At 67.4% G+C, this 14,804-nt stretch carries 17 protein-coding genes and 1 pseudogene; 9 read left to right on the forward strand and 9 right to left on the reverse strand.

What is annotated here, in order from left to right; translation table 11 throughout:
* The 3 genes and pseudogenes from queA to tgt all read left to right on the forward strand — a co-directional run.
* A pseudogene (queA, locus tag KXJ60_RS09980) lies at positions 1-1,159 on the forward strand (tRNA preQ1(34) S-adenosylmethionine ribosyltransferase-isomerase QueA); the annotation flags it as partial.
* Entirely contained in the window at positions 1,156-2,391 is a 1,236-nt protein-coding gene (locus KXJ60_RS09985) for a PQQ-dependent sugar dehydrogenase (RefSeq protein WP_291126805.1), read from the forward strand. The pseudogene queA and the gene KXJ60_RS09985, both read left to right, overlap by 4 nt.
* A gap of 23 nt (positions 2,392-2,414) precedes the next feature.
* Positions 2,415-3,587 (forward strand): tRNA guanosine(34) transglycosylase Tgt, encoded by a 1,173-nt coding sequence (tgt, locus tag KXJ60_RS09990; RefSeq protein WP_291126807.1) that lies wholly within the window; start codon positions 2,415-2,417, stop codon positions 3,585-3,587.
* Here the strand turns inward: tgt and ygiD are convergent.
* From ygiD to KXJ60_RS10020, 6 genes are all read right to left on the reverse strand, one after another.
* On the reverse strand, positions 3,584-4,474 hold the full coding sequence (ygiD, locus tag KXJ60_RS09995; RefSeq protein WP_291126809.1) for a 4,5-DOPA dioxygenase extradiol: 891 nt from the start codon (positions 4,472-4,474) through the stop codon (positions 3,584-3,586). The two genes, tgt and ygiD, sit on opposite strands and share 4 nt — an antisense overlap.
* A 101-nt stretch (positions 4,475-4,575) precedes the next feature.
* Entirely contained in the window at positions 4,576-5,376 is an 801-nt protein-coding gene (locus KXJ60_RS10000; RefSeq protein WP_291126811.1) for a DUF2145 domain-containing protein, read from the reverse strand.
* Entirely contained in the window at positions 5,373-5,822 is a 450-nt protein-coding gene (locus KXJ60_RS10005) for a hypothetical protein (RefSeq protein WP_291126813.1), read from the reverse strand. The genes KXJ60_RS10000 and KXJ60_RS10005 overlap by 4 nt, the downstream gene beginning before the upstream one ends.
* A 41-nt stretch (positions 5,823-5,863) precedes the next feature.
* Positions 5,864-6,367: a YiaA/YiaB family inner membrane protein gene (locus tag KXJ60_RS10010; protein ID WP_291126814.1), complete on the reverse strand. Its 504-nt coding sequence runs from the start codon at positions 6,365-6,367 to the stop codon at positions 5,864-5,866.
* Positions 6,368-6,511: 144 nt separating this feature from the next.
* Positions 6,512-8,467, reverse strand: coding sequence for an MFS transporter (locus KXJ60_RS10015; protein ID WP_291126816.1), 1,956 nt, complete (start codon positions 8,465-8,467; stop codon positions 6,512-6,514).
* A 26-nt stretch (positions 8,468-8,493) separates the two neighbouring features.
* Positions 8,494-9,303, reverse strand: a complete 810-nt coding sequence (locus KXJ60_RS10020; RefSeq protein ID WP_291126818.1) for a hypothetical protein — start codon at positions 9,301-9,303, stop codon at positions 8,494-8,496.
* A 125-nt stretch (positions 9,304-9,428) separates the two neighbouring features.
* Here KXJ60_RS10020 and KXJ60_RS10025 point away from each other — a divergent pair, with 125 nt between their 5' ends.
* Together KXJ60_RS10025 and KXJ60_RS10030 are read left to right on the forward strand one after the other, a co-directional pair.
* Positions 9,429-10,160 carry a helix-turn-helix transcriptional regulator gene (locus tag KXJ60_RS10025; RefSeq protein ID WP_291126820.1) on the forward strand — a complete coding sequence of 244 codons (732 nt, stop codon included), beginning with the start codon at positions 9,429-9,431 and terminating at the stop codon, positions 10,158-10,160.
* A gap of 6 nt (positions 10,161-10,166) precedes the next feature.
* Entirely contained in the window at positions 10,167-11,357 is a 1,191-nt protein-coding gene (locus tag KXJ60_RS10030) for an MFS transporter (RefSeq protein WP_291126822.1), read from the forward strand.
* A 4-nt stretch (positions 11,358-11,361) separates the two neighbouring features.
* Here KXJ60_RS10030 and KXJ60_RS10035 read toward each other — a convergent pair whose 3' ends face one another.
* The 3 genes from KXJ60_RS10035 to KXJ60_RS10045 all read right to left on the reverse strand — a co-directional run bounded on the left by KXJ60_RS10035 (position 11,362) and on the right by KXJ60_RS10045 (position 12,802).
* A complete protein-coding gene (locus tag KXJ60_RS10035) occupies positions 11,362-11,784 on the reverse strand; it encodes a hypothetical protein (RefSeq protein WP_291126824.1) in 423 nt (140 codons plus the stop codon).
* 57 nt (positions 11,785-11,841) lie between these two features.
* Positions 11,842-12,006, reverse strand: coding sequence for a DUF1328 domain-containing protein (locus KXJ60_RS10040; protein ID WP_291126826.1), 165 nt, complete (start codon positions 12,004-12,006; stop codon positions 11,842-11,844).
* Between the two features lie 163 nt (positions 12,007-12,169).
* Positions 12,170-12,802 carry a response regulator transcription factor gene (locus KXJ60_RS10045; protein WP_291126828.1) on the reverse strand — a complete coding sequence of 211 codons (633 nt, stop codon included), beginning with the start codon at positions 12,800-12,802 and terminating at the stop codon, positions 12,170-12,172.
* A gap of 248 nt (positions 12,803-13,050) precedes the next feature.
* Between KXJ60_RS10045 and KXJ60_RS10050 the strand changes: the two genes are divergently transcribed.
* The 4 genes from KXJ60_RS10050 (at position 13,051) to KXJ60_RS10065 (ending at position 14,790) form a co-directional block, all read left to right on the forward strand.
* On the forward strand, positions 13,051-13,290 hold the full coding sequence (locus tag KXJ60_RS10050) for a CsbD family protein (protein ID WP_291126830.1): 240 nt from the start codon (positions 13,051-13,053) through the stop codon (positions 13,288-13,290).
* Positions 13,291-13,359: 69 nt separating this feature from the next.
* The gene (locus KXJ60_RS10055; protein ID WP_291126832.1) at positions 13,360-13,800 is read left to right on the forward strand and encodes a BON domain-containing protein; all 441 of its coding nucleotides are present in this window, start codon (positions 13,360-13,362) and stop codon (positions 13,798-13,800) included.
* A gap of 109 nt (positions 13,801-13,909) precedes the next feature.
* Positions 13,910-14,221 (forward strand): BON domain-containing protein, encoded by a 312-nt coding sequence (locus KXJ60_RS10060; RefSeq protein WP_291126834.1) that lies wholly within the window; start codon positions 13,910-13,912, stop codon positions 14,219-14,221.
* 167 nt (positions 14,222-14,388) lie between these two features.
* On the forward strand, positions 14,389-14,790 hold the full coding sequence (locus KXJ60_RS10065) for a response regulator (protein ID WP_291126836.1): 402 nt from the start codon (positions 14,389-14,391) through the stop codon (positions 14,788-14,790).
* The last annotated feature ends 14 nt before the right edge of the window (positions 14,791-14,804 follow it).

Genomic DNA, 14,804 nt, shown 5'->3' on the forward strand with positions numbered 1-14,804 from the left:
CCGTCGCGCGCTCCTTCACCGTCGCCGACTTCGACTTCCACCTCCCCCCGAGCTGATCGCCCAGCACCCCGCGCCCGAGCGCAGCGCTTCGCGCCTGCTTGATGGCACCGGCCCCGCGCCGGCCGACCGCGTGTTCCGCGAACTGCCCACCTTGCTGCGCGACGGCGACCTGCTGGTGTTCAACGACACGCAGGTGGTCAAGGCCCGCCTCTTCGGCAGAAAAGCGCCCCCCCTGCAGCCGCATTCGCGGCCGCTCCCCCAGGGGACTGGGGAAGGCTTGGGGCGGCCCGGCGCCTCCCCGGCCAGCGGCGGCAAGCTGGAGATGCTGATCGAGCGCGTGCTGCTGCCGCAGGAAGCCAGCGACGGCACCGCGCACGAAGTGGTGGCACACCTGCGCGTGAGCAAAAAGCCGCAGCCCGGCGGCCGGCTGCACATGGCCGGCGGCGTGACGGGCGGCGGCTTTGACGCCGTGTTCCTGGGCCGCTGGCCCGACGAACAAGGCCAGCTGTTTCGCTTCCGCCTGCACGGCCCGGCCGGCGAAACGCCCTACGAGCTGATGGCGCGCCACGGCCATGTGCCGCTGCCGCCCTACATCACCCACGCCGACGAAGCCGACGACGAACGCCGCTACCAGACCGTGTTTGCGCGCGTACCCGGCGCCGTGGCCGCCCCCACCGCCGCACTGCATTTCGACGAGGCCGTGCTGGCCGCGCTCGAAGCACGCGGTGTGCGGCGCGCCAGCGTCACGCTGCATGTGGGCGCGGGCACCTTTGCGCCCATGAAGGCCGGGCGCATTGAAGACCACGTGATGCACCACGAGCGCTACGCGATCCCGCCCGAGACGCTGCAGGCCATCGCCGACTGCCGCGCTCGCGGCGGCCGCGTGGTGGCGGTGGGCACCACCACCGTGCGCACGCTGGAGAGCTGGGCCCGCAGCGGCGACACGCAGGGCGACACCAACATCTTCATCACGCCGGGCTTCGACTTCCGCGTGGTCGACCTCATGGTCACCAACTTCCACCTGCCGCAGTCCACGCTGATGATGCTGGTGAGTGCCTTTGCCGGCTACGAACACATCCGCGCGCTGTACGACCACGCCATCGCACAGCGCTACCGCTTCTTCAGCTACGGCGACTCGATGTTGCTGCAACGCGCATGAGCCCCTTCAGCCTGCGCCGAGCCCTCGTCGCCCTGGTGGCGGCGCTGCTGTGGCCCGCCGTGCACGCCGCCGGCCCGCTGTACGCCGAGCAGGGCCGCTGCAGCGGCCACCCCGGCGTGGCCCTGAAAGTGCCCACGGGCTGGTGCGCCGGCCTGGTGGCCGACGCGCGCGACGGCCTGCGCATGCCCCGCCGCCTGCTGCAGGTGGCGCCGCACCGCTTCTGGATCGTGGACATGGGCAACTGGGAGCCGCGCCGCGGCCGCCTGCTGGAGCTGCGCACCGACATCGAACGCGGCCAGCCCGGGCGCGTGCGGGTGCTCGCCTCCGGCCTGGACCGCCCGCACGGCCTGGTCCGGGGGCCTGACGGGCGCCTCTACATCGGCGAAGCCGGCACCGTGTGGCGCACGCCGCCGGGCGATGCCGTGCAGCGGCAGGACGTGATCACCGGCCTGCCCGCCGACGGCGCGCACCCCCTCAAGGAACTCGCCTTCACGCCCGACGGCCGCCTGCTCGTCAACATGGGCTCGGTCACCGACGCCTGCCGCAGCGACGACCAGCAGCAACCCGCGCCCTGCCCCGAACTCGCCGGCCCACAGCCGCGCGCGGCGGTGTACGTGGCCAGCTTCTCAGGGGCCGACTTCGCCCTGCAAAGCTTCCAGCCGCTGGCCACCGGCCTGCGCAACTCGCTGGGCCTGGCGAGCACCACCGCGCGCGACGGTACGGTGCACCTGTGGCAGGCGGAGAACTCGGTGGACTACACCGACGCGAACCTGCCCGCCGAAGAACTCAACGACCTCAAGGCAGGTGCCTCGTACGGCTGGCCCTACTGCGTGAGCGATGCCCGCGGCCAGGCCGTGCCCGCGCGCGGCTACGAAGGCCGCGCACGCTGCGCCAGCCACACGGCGGCGCACGCGGCGTGGCCGGCGCATGTGGCGCCGCTGCAGTTGCTCACCGCTCCTGCGAACCTGGCCACCGGCAGCCCGTTTTCGGGCCGGCTGCTCGCGGTGTGGCATGGCTACCGCCAGAACGGCCAGCGCATCGTGGCTTGGCGGCTCGACGAACAAGGCCGGCCCGGCGGCACACGCGAAGACCTCGTGAGCGGCTGGCACGCCCAGGCCGGTGTGCGCCCGCTCGGCACCCCGGCAGGCGCCACCTTCGACACCGAGGGCCGCCTGTGGATCGTTGAAGACCGCAACCGCAGCGTGATCGTCGTGGCCCCGCGCCAACCCTGAACCCTTTTCCCGAGAGTCCCACCATGCTCCAGTTCGACCTGCTCAAGACCGACACGAACAGCCACGCGCGCCGCGGCCAGCTCACGCTCAACCACGGCGTGGTGCAAACCCCCATCTTCATGCCCGTGGGCACCTACGGCACGGTCAAGGGCGTGATGCCGCAAAGCCTGCACGACATGGGCGCACAGATCATCCTGGGCAACACCTTCCACCTCTGGATGCGCCCGGGCCGCGAGGTGATGCAGAGCTTTGGCGGCCTGCACGCCTTCGAGCAGTGGCACAAGCCCATCCTCACCGACTCCGGCGGCTTTCAGGTGTGGAGCCTGGGCGCCATGCGCAAGATCACCGAAGAAGGCGTGACGTTTGCGTCTCCCGTCAACGGCGACAAGCTCTTCATGTCGCCCGAGGTGAGCATGCAGATCCAGACCGGGCTCAACAGCGACATCGTGATGCAGCTCGATGAATGCACGCCCTACGAAACCAACGGCCACCTCACCACCGAAGCCGAGGCGCGCAAGAGCATGGAGATGAGTTTGCGGTGGGCCAAACGCTCGCAAGACGAATTCGCGCGGCTGGAAAACCCCAACGCGCTCTTCGGCATCGTGCAGGGCGGCATGTTTGAGCACCTGCGCCAGGAGTCGCTGGACGCGCTGGTGGAGATGGATTTCCCCGGCTACGCCATCGGTGGCGTGAGCGTGGGCGAACCCAAGGATCAGATGCTGCAGATCATGGCGCACACGCCGCACCGCCTGCCCGCGCACAAGCCGCGTTACCTCATGGGCGTGGGCACGCCCGAAGACTTGGTGCAGGGCGTGGCCGACGGTGTGGACATGTTCGACTGCGTCATGCCCACGCGCAACGCGCGCAACGGCACACTGTTCACGCGCTTTGGCGACCTGAAGATCCGCAACGCCCGCCACAAGACCGACCACCAGCCGCTCGATGCCACCTGCACCTGCATGGCCTGCGCCGGCAAGAGCGGCGTGAGCTGGGCCGACGGCGGGCGCGACGGCTTCAGCCGCGCCTACCTGCACCACCTGGACCGCTGCGGCGAAATGCTCGGCCCCATGCTGGCCACCATCCACAACCTGCACTACTACCTGAACCTCATGCGCGAAGTGCGCGAAGCGCTGGACGCCGGCACGTTCAGCGCCTTCCGGGCGCAGTTCAAGGCGGACCGCGCGCGCGGGGTCTAGCCAAACTGCAGGCAGCGCATGCTCAGCGTGCCGCTGTGGAATGCCTCGAACACATGCCGGGGCACCTGGCCCGCGTCGGCCGCGCCCAGGGCGTACAGGAAAGGCCAGTAGTGGTCCGGCGTGGGCACCGCCATGTGCGCGGACATGTCCAGCCCGACGTAGTCCTGCAGCGCGCGGTCTTCGCGCTGGTCCAGCGCGCGCTTGACGCGGTCGTCAAACGCCTGCGCCCAGGGCCGGCTGGCCGCCGCCTGCTCGGGCGTGTCGCGGTCGGTGGCGCGCAGGTTGTGCACGATGTTGCCGCTGCCGATGATCAGCACGCCCTGCTCGCGCAGCGCCTGCAGCTCGCGCCCCAGCGTGTAGTGAAACGCGGCGGGCTTGTCGTAGTCGATCGACACCTGAAACACCGGCACATCGGCCTTGGGAAACAGGTGGTGCAGCACCGTCCAGGTGCCGTGGTCCAGCCCCCATTCGGTGGTGGGCACGCTGGGGTTGCTGCGAACGAGGCGCGCCGCTGCGCGGGCCAGCGCGGGGTGGCCCTTGGCGGGGTACTGCATCTCGTGCAGTTCGCGCGGGAAACCGCCAAAGTCGTGAATCGTGGGTGGCACTTCGTTCACCGTCACGCCCGTGGCGCCCCGCGTGAGCCAGTGGGCCGACACGACAAGCACCGCGCGCGGCGTGCCCAGGCGCTGCCCCCACGCCGTCAGCGCACGGGTGAAGCGGTTGTCCGAAATCGCGTTCATGGGGCTGCCATGGCCGATGAACAGGACAGGCTGCCGCTGCGGCTTGCCCGCTGCGTGGGCGGCGGGCACCGTGGCGCTCAGCGAGACCAGCGCGGCGCTGACGCCGCTCAGGGAGGTGGATTCGAGGAACAGGCGGCGGGAGTACATGGGTGAAAGCGGGAGGGCAAAGAGCTACCCGGTGATTACCAGGCAGATCGTAGAGCCGCCGCTGCGAGGCCGGGTTCCCGCGCTGTTGACGAAAGTCGCGGTCAGAGTGCGTGCGAACGGGGCGAAGCGGCCAGGCCGCCGCGCGACAACCACTCGAACACCGAATCCACCGTCACGGTCTCGATGCGGGCGGAAAACCGCTTGTCGTTCGGGTGGTCGTCAAAGGCGACATTGGCCGTACCGGCGCGCGCACCCAGTCGCGTGAGCGCACCGAGGCGCAGCACCGTGGGCTGGTAGCCCTTGAAGCGCAACCAGGCTTGGGCCTGCTCGCGCGTGGTCACCGCGGGCTCGGCGGCCATGGCCAGCGTTTCGATGGCCCACTGGTTGGACTGCTGGTAGCGCTGGCTCCAGGGATAGCTCACCAGGTTGTAAGCGCGCTCGTGCAACAGCACCGAGCGGCGCGGATCGTTCAGCAGCGCAAGCAAGGGGGCCTGCAGTGTGGGCGCGGGCACAGCCCAGGCCGCCTCCTGGCGCCAGAGGTCGTCCAGAAAAAACTCGCCCAGGCCTTGGCGGTACAAATCACCGGTGGCGGTGCCGCACTGGTTGAGCTTGTGCAGCACGCGCCAGGGCCCCTCGTCGGTCTTGTAGGCCCAGCCCAGGTGCGAGTAGCGCAGCTGGTATTTGCTGAGGTCCTGACCAGCCCTCGCGAGCACCACCACCCGCGCCCCGCTGCGCGCATGCTCGGCGTCGAGCGCCTGCGCGGTGCGCTGCGCCAGCGCCATGCCTTGCTCGACGGTGTGCAAGGTAAGCGGCTTCTGTTCGCAGGAGCGGCCGGCGTGGACCGCGCCAGCAAACCCCAAAGCAAGGGTCAGGCTACAGACCAGGCGGGCAACGGCGCTCATCGCGTCACCCGCTCGTTGTGCAACAGCGCGCGACCCAGTTCGTTGGGGATGAAGGCCAGCACCTCGCCCGCCGTCGACAGCAGCACCCCTGTGCCGATCACGCTCAAGGCCACCACCGTGCCCACACCAATGACCACGCCCGACGCGGCCTTGCCGACCACCTCCACACTGGCCTGGGCGCCATCGGACGCACGCTCCAGCACGTACACCGTGCCCCGAGCGGTGCTCTGTACGGCTTTGACCGTCAGCACCGCTCCGGCGGTGGACAGTGCCACCGGCAGCACACTGACCGCGGCTGCACCGGCTGAAGCGGTGCCGACCACAGAGGCCATCGGCAGGAGGGACAACGCGGCAGAGGCCTCGCTCTGCGCATGCACGGGGGTGCTGGCCATCGACAACGCCAGACAGAGGCTGGCCAACACGGATTTCACATTGAACGACTTCATGAATGACTCCAGATGAATGGACGGTGGAGGAAGGGCGCCGCTCATTCGGCGTGAGCGACCGCGCGCTCCTGCAGGGCTTGCTGGCGCCCCAGCAACTCGCCGCGCACTTGCGCTTCGCTGAGGTCCGCCTCATGGCGATCGCGCAGCGTCTTGGCCAGCGTGAACGCAGAGGTGACGAGGTAGAGCCAGCTCACGCCGAGGTAGGCGCGGTAGGTGTCGTTGATGTCCATGCGCAGCAGGCCCCAGCCGGTCAGGCCCATGGCCACGGCAAAGCCACCCCACACGACGAAGCGCCACATCGGCGTTTCGCCCTCACCGGCATGGGCGGCCTTCTGGGCGTCGCGCACCGCCTTGGACAACACGAACACGGTCGACAGACAGAACACATAGCCCATCACCATGAACGCGCGGTCCAGCGCCTGACCGGGCAGGTACGCCAGGCCCGTAGCGCACAGAAACACAGCCACGCCAAACGAGACCCAGACCTGGAGCTGCCAGGCACGGGTGTCGCGCATCACGATGAGGGGGGAACGGTTCGAGGCCATGTAAAAACCCTTGGGGTTGTTGAGGAGCCGCGATGGTGCCGAGGGCCCACTCAAAAAGGCCCGAAAAACTCAACCCGTATCAAGGAGCGCGCAAGAAGGTATCGATTTGAGATACCGGAGGGCCGGGCCACACCCGGCCCAGGCTCAGTGCAGAAGTTGCCCGACGCGTGCGTGCAGGGTGTCAAGCGTGGCAGCAGCAGGCTGCATCGGCGCGCCCACGTTGAGTCCGACGCGGTTGAACAGGCCGCGGCGGAATGGCCGCACCATGGCGGTCTTCTCACCGTTGCGCACCTCCACACGACTGAAGAACGAGCCCCAGAGGTTGGTGAGCGCCATCGGGATCACCGACACGACAAGGCCGTCGGCCTCGGCCCGCTCGAGGATCTTTATCACCCCACCCTTGAACGGCTTGAGCTGGCCGTCGGCGGTGATGCCGCCTTCGGGGAAGATGGCCAACAGCTCGCCGTCGCGCAACACGGCGGCAGCGGCGTCGAACGCAGCGTCGTAGGCTGCCGGGTCTTCTTTTTGCGGTGCGATCGGGATGGCTTTGGCCAGCCTGAACAACCAGCCCAGCAACGGCACACGGAAGATGCGGTGATCCATCAGGAAGCGAATGGGGCGCGGGCTGGCGGCCATGAGCAGCACGGCATCGACAAAGCTCACGTGGTTGCACACGATCACAGCAGCCCCCTCGGTGGGAATGTGCACATCGCCCTGAACCCTGAAGCGGTAGACACAGCGCGAGGCCACCCAGGCCACGAATCGAAGCAGGTACTCGGGCACCAGCAGGAAGATGTAGAACGCCACCACCGCGTTGGCCAGGCCCACCAGCAGGAACATCTGCGGGATGGTGAAGCCCGCCTTGAGCAGCGCACCGGCGATCAGGGCGCTGGCGATCATGAACAGCGCGTTGAGGATGTTGTTGGCCGCAATGATGCGGGCGCGGTGCGTGGGCTGGCTGCGCATCTGGATCAGTGCGTACATGGGCACGCTGTACAGGCCGGCAAAAAGGCTCAGCAGCATCAGGTCCACCAGCACGCGCCAGTGGCCCGGCACCGCCATGAATTGCGACACGCCCTGGCTGGCCACAGGAGGCAGGCCGCGCGAGGCAAAGTACAGGTCGATGGAGAACACGCTCATGCCGAAGGCACCCAGCGGTACCAGGCCGATCTCCACGTGCCGGCGCGAGAGCACCTCGCACAAGAGCGAACCCGTGCCAATACCGACAGAGAACACAATCAGCAGCAGCGAAGCCACCTGCTCATTGCCGTGCAGCACCTCTTTGGCGAAGCTGGGAAACTGGCTGAGAAACACCGCACCAAAGAACCACATCCAGCTGATGCCGAGCACCGAGCGAAACACCACGGTGTTGCCATGCGCCAGCTTGAGGTTGCGCCAGGTCTCGGTGAAGGGGTTCCAGTTGATCTTCAGCCCTGGGTCGGTGGCCGGCGTGTCGGGCACGTAGTGCGCCGTGACGCGGCCGAGCACCGCCAGCGCCACGCAGCTGAAGCCGACGTGGTGCGCGCCAATCTCCGGCACCGCGATGATCAGTCCGCCCGCGAGGTTGCCCAGCAAGATGGCCACGAAGGTACCCATCTCGACCATGCCATTGCCGCCCGTGAGCTCTCGCTCGCCCAGGTGGTGTGGCAGGTAGGCGAACTTCACCGGACCGAACAGCGTGGAATGCAGCCCCATGAGAAAGGTGCTGACCAGCAGCAGCGGAATGTTCGTGCTGAAGAACGCCCAGGCGGCCAGCGCCATGATGAGCACCTCCAGCCGCTTCACGAACACGATCAGCGTCTTCTTGTCGTACTTGTCGGCCAGCTGCCCGCTGGTGGCGGAAAACAGCAGAAAAGGCAGGATGAACAGCGCACCAATGACGAGTCCGGCCAGCGCTGGCGGCAACCAGGCCACTTGCAGTTGGTACGTCACCAGCACGGTGAACGCGAATTTGAAAAGGTTGTCGTTTGCCGCGCCCAGGAACTGGGTCCAGAAAAATGGGGCGAAGCGGCGCTGGCCCAGCAGCGCAAACTGCCCGCCCTCGTGGCTGGGCGTGGGCGGGGCGTGGGCCACAGCGGGTGTAGCGGCGGTGCTGCTCATGCGGGTCTCCTCCTGTTGCGTTGTATTCATGAGGCGGCGAGCGCGGTGGCGCGGTCCGCCGCTCGCGGATTCTGCCGCAAGGCCCGCCATACCGGCCAAGCCGCCAGCGCCGCCACCAAGTGCTTGAGACTGTGGCCCGAGACCGTGCCACTGGTGAGGTGGAACACGGCCTCGTCGCCCAGCTCGAAGAGCTTGGCCAGCGCGTAGATCCCGACGAGTGCGCCCAGGTGCACGCCCAGCGCATCCGGACGCGGTGCGCGCCACGCCATGGCCACGATGAGCGCCATGCCACCGAACTGCACGATCACCCAAGGGAGCACGTTGTCGTGCGTCAGGGGCAACCATGCCGAGATTGAGGCCATCACCAGCGCGAGGCCCAGCGCAATGGCTGCGGTGCGCGGGCCGCCACGCTCGGCCACCGTCAGTGCGATGGCACCAGCAAACGTGATGGCCATGCCCATCCGGTCCAGCGCCAGACCAAACGGATCAGGTGCCCAGTGGTACCAGGCGGAGCCGACCGACGTGACCAGCAAGCCAGCAAAGAAAACCTGCAGGGGACGTCGCGTGTGGGCTCCGAGCCAGACACGACGCAAGGCCCAACTGCCGCACAAGCCGACGATGGTCAGGGGCAGATTGCTCAGCACGTCCATCGCATTGGGAATACCCCACAGCGTGCGAGCGTCCGCAAACGGATGGCCATGCGCATACAGGTGGGCATGACCATGGACGTTCACATCGGCACCCGCCGCAGACAAGAGAGCAGGACCGAACAGGCAGGCGATCAGCCAGACGGTGATGAGCGCCAGCGCAAGGCGAAAAGCGTTGTTGGACAACATGTCAAACACTCCGAACGTTGAGGTGCGCCGCAGTGTCTGGCCCGGGACCGGCGCAGGGCACAGCCTTCCGATACAGTCGCGCCAATCCGCACTTCAAGTACCGCGTCCCGGTACCGGACACCCGCATGAGCACCACCGCCGACCTCGTCACCGCCTTGAAGAAGGAACTCAAGGCAGCCCAGATGACCTACGCCGATCTGGCCCAGGCGATCGGCATGGCCGAGTCCAGCGTCAAGCGCATGCTGGCCGCTGGCGACATGTCCCTCTCGCGGGTGGACGAAATCTGCCGCGCGCTCAAGCTTGATTTCGCCGACCTCTCGCGCCGGGTGGCCGACGCCCAGCCGTTGCTCCGCGAAATGACACAGGAGCAGGAGCGTGCGGTGGTGGCCGACAAAAAACTGCTGCTGGTCGCCATTTGCGTGCTCAGCCAGTGGACGCTGGAGCAAATGACTGCGCAGTACCGCCTGACCGATGCCGAATGCGTGAAGTACCTCGCGCAACTTGACCGCATCGGCATCATCGACCTGCGCCCGCTCAACCGCTACCGGCTCAAGCTGGCCAAAACCTTCCGCTGGCGCCCACACGGCCCGGTGATGAACTACTTTCGTGAGCACGCTTTGCTGGACTACTTTGCGGGCGGCTTTGATGGTCCTGGCGAAGGCGTGATGCTGGTACACGGCTCGGTGAGCCGCACGCTCGCGCCGGCCTTCCTCGAACGACTGCAGCGCGTGGCCCAAGACTTTGCCCAACAGCATCAGACCGATCAGAAGCTCAGCGACAAGGACCGTGAGGGCTACACCCTGGTGCTGGCCATGCGCAGCTGGGAATTCGAGGCCTTCACGCAGCTGAGGCGCTGACCCCGCATGACACACCCACCGGGCGTTCCCCGCCACGTCCTGCCGCTGCTGGTGCTTGCCCAGTTCATGGGCACGTCCCCGTGGTTCGCGGTCAATGCGGTCATGCCCGACCTGCAGCGCGAGCTGGGATGGCCCACCAGCGCGGTGGGCACGCTCACCTCGGCGCTGCAGTTCGGCTTCATCCTGGGCACGCTGGTGTTTGCGCTGCTGGCCATTGCCGACCGCTTCGCGCCGCGCCGGGTGTTTCTGGTGTGTGCGCTGGCGGGGGCGGCCTGCACGGTGGGCGCGTGGTGGATGGTGCGCGACTTCACGGCTTTGCTGGGGTGGCGGTTTGCCACGGGATTCTTCCTCGCGGGCATCTACCCCGTGGGCATGAAGATCGCCGCGCAGTGGTACACGCGCGGCCTGGGTGCGGCGCTCGGTCTGCTGATTGGTGCGCTGGTGCTGGGTTCGGCCAGTGCGCACGCGCTGCGCGCCCTCAGTGGCGCCCTGCCCTGGCCCACGTTGATGCTGGGCGTGGCGGCGCTGGCCGCCGCCGGAGGTGTGTTGCTGTTCTTCGGCACCGGGGACCCGCCGGACGCACAGGCGCGCGTGACCACGCTGCAATGGCGCGCACTGGCCACGCTGTGGACCGATGCCCGCGTGCGCAGCTCGGTGCTGGGCTACTTCGGCCACATGTGGGAGCTCTACACCATGTGGGTGCTGGTGCCGCTGGTGCTGGCCACGCGGCTGCAGGGCACTGCCCTGTCCTGGGCGGCGTTTTTCGTGCTTGGTGCCGGGGTGATCGGTTGCGCGGGTGGCGGGTGGTGGGCACAGCGCTGGGGCAGTGCGCGGGTGGCGGGCACTCAGCTGGCGATCAGCGGGCTGTGCTGCCTGGCCGCGCCCTGGGCCATCGGTGCGCCGGCGGGGCTGTTCTTTTTGTGGCTGGTGCTCTGGGGCATCACCGTCTCGGGCGACTCGCCCCAGTTCTCCACCCTGACGGCGCGCAACGCGCCGCCGCAGGCCGTGGGCAGCGTGCTGACACTGACCAACAGCATCGGCTTTGCGATCTCGATCGTGAGCATCCTGCTGTTTGTGTCGCTGGCAGAGCGCGTGCCCTTGGGGCAGCTTCTGCCCTGGCTGGCCCTGGGCCCTGCGCTGGGCTTGTGGGCGCTGCGGCCCCTGTGGAAGGAAGAGAGCGGCGCGCGGCGCGCCTGAAGGCTCAGCCTGCGCGCTGCTCGCGCAAGACGCTGGCGAAGCCCCTCACCGCGGAGCGCAGCGACACCAGCGACAGCGGCTCGGCCAGGCCCGCCGCGGCGTGCACCGGTGAATAGGGCGGGTCCTGGGCGTCGTCAAACACATGCAGGCGCGCCTGCGGTGCGGCGCGCGAGAGGAAGCGTTCGAAAGCCGGCACCAGCAGGTTGTCCATGGACATGTCCAGGATCAGCAGGTGCATGGGCAAATAGGGCGCCTGGGCCATCGCGTCGAGGTACGAATCGACCATGTGGACGTGGCAGTCGGGCGCCTCCTGCGTCACGCAATCGCGCAACTGGTCGCGCCGATGGGCGCTGGTGGCCAGCACCAGCACGAGCAGCCGGTCGTCTTGGGTTTGCAGGCGGTGTGGAATGTCTCCGAGGGAGCGCATGGGCAGCGGGCGCAGCAGCCGGGGGCGGGAGGCGTTCGCGCTCCCGCCCGGGGTCCGTCAGCGCTTGCGGATCAGGCCCATGACGACCGACACCAGCGCCATCACCAGGAACACCACGAACAGCAGCTTGGCAATGCCCGCTGCGCTGGCGGCAATGCCGCCGAACCCGAGCACGGCAGCGATCAGGGCGATGACGAAGAAAACAACGGCGTAGTGCAGCATGGCGGACTCCTGTGGGAGGGTCGGTGGACCGACCTTTCGGGTTTGTTCACAACGACCACCGTTGTGATGGCTCCACTGTAGGGACGCCTGCCCGCCGCCCATGACGGCCAGCGTGCCGACTCCGCGTAGGAGAAGGCCGACAGCCCGGACCGCCTTGCGGCTTTTACTGGATGAGCCCGTTCTTCAGCGCGTAGTAGGTGAGGTCGCTGTTGCTGGTGAGCTTGAGTTTTTCGAGCACGCGCGTGCGGTAGGTGCTCACCGTCTTGATGCTCAGGAACATGGCCTCGGCCATGTTGCCGATGGTCTCGCCCTTGGCCAGGCGCAGGAAGACCTGCAGCTCGCGCTCTGACAGCAGTTCGTGCGGCGGGCGCTCGGCGTCGCCGGCGGCGTTGTCGGCCAGCAGCTCGGCCACCGCCGGGCTGATGTAGCGACGGCCGCGCGCCACGGTGCGGATGGCGTTGACGATGTCGTCGGGCGCGCAGTCCTTGTTCAGGTAGCCGCTGGCGCCGTAGCGCAGCAGCGTGGTGGCGTACTGGGCCTCCGGAAAGCCGCTGAGGATGAGCACGGGCAGATCGGGAAAGCGCGCCTTGATGGCCTGCAGCGCATCGACGCCGCTGTGGTCGGGCATGGAAATGTCCATCAGCAGCACGTCGACTTCGCCGGCGCGCACCAGCTCCAGGGCTTCGCGCCCGTTGTTGGCTTCGCCGGTGACACGGATGTCCACATGCTCGCCGAGGAACTGGCGAAGGCCAGAACGCACGATGGCGTGGTCGTCAACGATTCCTACTTTGATCATGTTGTCCTTGGCGCTCGTTGAAATGGGGGCCGCCGCAATTTAACAGGGACGCCTGGCAGGAGCCGTCAGACGGTTCCTACAAAAGCGGCGGGCGCATCGGCGATGTCCTACACGCGGGCGGCCATCCGCCCGACATCGCGCGGGCCGCGGATTTTCTACAGTGACCTCACGGCACAACGCAACCAGCGTTCAAGCCGCAGCCAGTCTCTCGACCGGCACTCTGCAACCCAACCATTCAAGGAGTCACTATGAACTGGGACCGCATCGAAGGCAACTGGAAGCAAGTCAAGGGAAAGATGGTCGAACAGTGGGGCAAGCTCACCGATGACGACTTCGACGTCGTCGCAGGCCGCCGCGAACAGCTCGCCGGCAAGATCCAGGAACGCTATGGCGTGGCCAAGGACGAAGCCGAACGCCAGGTGGCCGACTGGGAGCGCCGCGTGACGGACGACTGGTTCGAGAAGCCCAACAGCAAGAAGCCGCACTAAGCCGGTTTCACGCCCTACCCCTCATCACCCAGCGTCGGCCCCGGCCGGCGCCATGAAAGGAAACACACCATGAAACGCAATACCCGACTCGCCGCCCTCGCCGCCGCCGCCATGGCCACCTCGCTCATCGTGGCTTGTGGCCAGCGTGAAGACGAAACCGTGGGCCAGCGCCTGGATGGCGCGGTGGAACAAACCCAGAGCGCCACCGCCGAGATCCGCGCCGACGCCAACAACGCCGCGCAAGACATGAAGGCCGCCGGCAGCGAAGCCGCCGACAAGATGGCAGTGGGCGCAGCCGACGTGGCGATCACCGCCAAGGTGAATGCCGCACTGGCGGGCGACTCGCAGCTCAGCGCGCTGAAGATTGATGTGGACACCACCAACGGCATGGTCGAACTCAAGGGCACCGCACCGGACCCGGCCGCCCGTGACCGCGCCACCGTGCTGGCTGCTGCCGTCGAGGGCGTGGTCAAGGTGGAGAACCGCCTGACCGTGGAAGCCAAGGGCTAAGCCCCGCGTCCATTCCCCATTGATTCCATGACCTCTGCCGAGCCGGGCGGGCACTGATGACAGTGACCCGCCCGCCAGGCAGCCCCGAACCCCCTGGAGGAGAAATTCCATGAAACTCGCTCACGCCCTGCTCGCTACCGCCGCCGCATTCACCCTCGTGCAAGTCACCGGCTGTGCCGTGGCTCGAGACCAACAGACCGTGGGTTCGTACATCGACGACGCCACGCTCACCACCCGTGTGAAGGCCGCCTACGCCAAGGACCCTGTGGTCGCCGCCACCTCGATCAACGTGGAAACGCTCAAAGGCACCGTGCAACTCTCGGGCTTCGCCAAGTCCGATGCGGAGCGCAGCACCGCAGAGCGCCTGGCACGCAGCACCGAGGGCGTGAAGTCTGTGCGCAACGACATCGTGGTGCGCTGACCCAGCCTGCGCCGCCCATGTAGGACAACTCCTACGTGAGAATCAGATGTTCTGAAGGCGCAGACGCGCACAAACGCGGCATGATGGCCGCGTTTGTGCTGAAGCGAAGGCTTTTGCCCCGATCCTTGCAACGGACTCATTGACCGAACAAAGCCCCCCGCTCTCCCATGTCCCCGCTCCGAACTTTCATCGTCGAAGACAACAAAGTCATCTACGACAACCTCGTGTCCACGCTTGAAGAGCTGGCCAACGTCGAGGTGATCGGCCACGCGGTGGACGAACAAGGCGCGGTGCAATGGCTGAGCCAGGGCGACCGGTTCGATCTGATGATCGTGGACATCTTCCTGCTCAGTGGCTCCGGACTGGGCGTACTCAAAGCCGCGCAAGAGGCCCAGGTGCCCGCGCGGCGCGTGGTGCTCACCAACTACGCCACCGCCGACATTCGCAAGCGTTGCACGCTGCTCGGCGCCGATCGCGTGTTCGACAAGTCCTGCGAACTTGAAGACCTGATTGCCTACTGCGAACGCATTTCCGACGGTTCGGCCACGAAGCCGGGCAGTCTGCAGTAAGCGGGTCGACCCCA

The sequence above is a fragment of the Hydrogenophaga sp. genome (genome assembly GCF_019264445.1).
GTDB lineage: Bacteria > Pseudomonadota > Gammaproteobacteria > Burkholderiales > Burkholderiaceae_C > Hydrogenophaga.

What these genes read in the sequence shown, in the direction of transcription:
- KXJ60_RS10015 (WP_291126816.1), bottom strand. Translation starts at nt 8,467, where the DNA reads ATGAGCAGCACCGCCGCTACACCCGCTGTGGCCCACGCCCCGCCCACG.
- KXJ60_RS10040 (WP_291126826.1), bottom strand. Translation starts at nt 12,006, where the DNA reads ATGCTGCACTACGCCGTTGTTTTCTTCGTCATCGCCCTGATCGCTGCC.
- KXJ60_RS10005 (WP_291126813.1), bottom strand. Translation starts at nt 5,822, where the DNA reads ATGAAGTCGTTCAATGTGAAATCCGTGTTGGCCAGCCTCTGTCTGGCG.
- KXJ60_RS10000 (WP_291126811.1), bottom strand. Translation starts at nt 5,376, where the DNA reads ATGAGCGCCGTTGCCCGCCTGGTCTGTAGCCTGACCCTTGCTTTGGGG.
- ygiD (WP_291126809.1), bottom strand. Translation starts at nt 4,474, where the DNA reads ATGTACTCCCGCCGCCTGTTCCTCGAATCCACCTCCCTGAGCGGCGTC.
- KXJ60_RS10025 (WP_291126820.1), top strand. Translation starts at nt 9,429, where the DNA reads ATGAGCACCACCGCCGACCTCGTCACCGCCTTGAAGAAGGAACTCAAG.
- KXJ60_RS10030 (WP_291126822.1), top strand. Translation starts at nt 10,167, where the DNA reads ATGACACACCCACCGGGCGTTCCCCGCCACGTCCTGCCGCTGCTGGTG.
- KXJ60_RS10010 (WP_291126814.1), bottom strand. Translation starts at nt 6,367, where the DNA reads ATGGCCTCGAACCGTTCCCCCCTCATCGTGATGCGCGACACCCGTGCC.
- KXJ60_RS10045 (WP_291126828.1), bottom strand. Translation starts at nt 12,802, where the DNA reads ATGATCAAAGTAGGAATCGTTGACGACCACGCCATCGTGCGTTCTGGC.
- KXJ60_RS09985 (WP_291126805.1), top strand. Translation starts at nt 1,156, where the DNA reads ATGAGCCCCTTCAGCCTGCGCCGAGCCCTCGTCGCCCTGGTGGCGGCG.
- KXJ60_RS10020 (WP_291126818.1), bottom strand. Translation starts at nt 9,303, where the DNA reads ATGTTGTCCAACAACGCTTTTCGCCTTGCGCTGGCGCTCATCACCGTC.
- KXJ60_RS10050 (WP_291126830.1), top strand. Translation starts at nt 13,051, where the DNA reads ATGAACTGGGACCGCATCGAAGGCAACTGGAAGCAAGTCAAGGGAAAG.
- KXJ60_RS10055 (WP_291126832.1), top strand. Translation starts at nt 13,360, where the DNA reads ATGAAACGCAATACCCGACTCGCCGCCCTCGCCGCCGCCGCCATGGCC.
- KXJ60_RS10060 (WP_291126834.1), top strand. Translation starts at nt 13,910, where the DNA reads ATGAAACTCGCTCACGCCCTGCTCGCTACCGCCGCCGCATTCACCCTC.
- KXJ60_RS10065 (WP_291126836.1), top strand. Translation starts at nt 14,389, where the DNA reads ATGTCCCCGCTCCGAACTTTCATCGTCGAAGACAACAAAGTCATCTAC.
- KXJ60_RS10035 (WP_291126824.1), bottom strand. Translation starts at nt 11,784, where the DNA reads ATGCGCTCCCTCGGAGACATTCCACACCGCCTGCAAACCCAAGACGAC.
- tgt (WP_291126807.1), top strand. Translation starts at nt 2,415, where the DNA reads ATGCTCCAGTTCGACCTGCTCAAGACCGACACGAACAGCCACGCGCGC.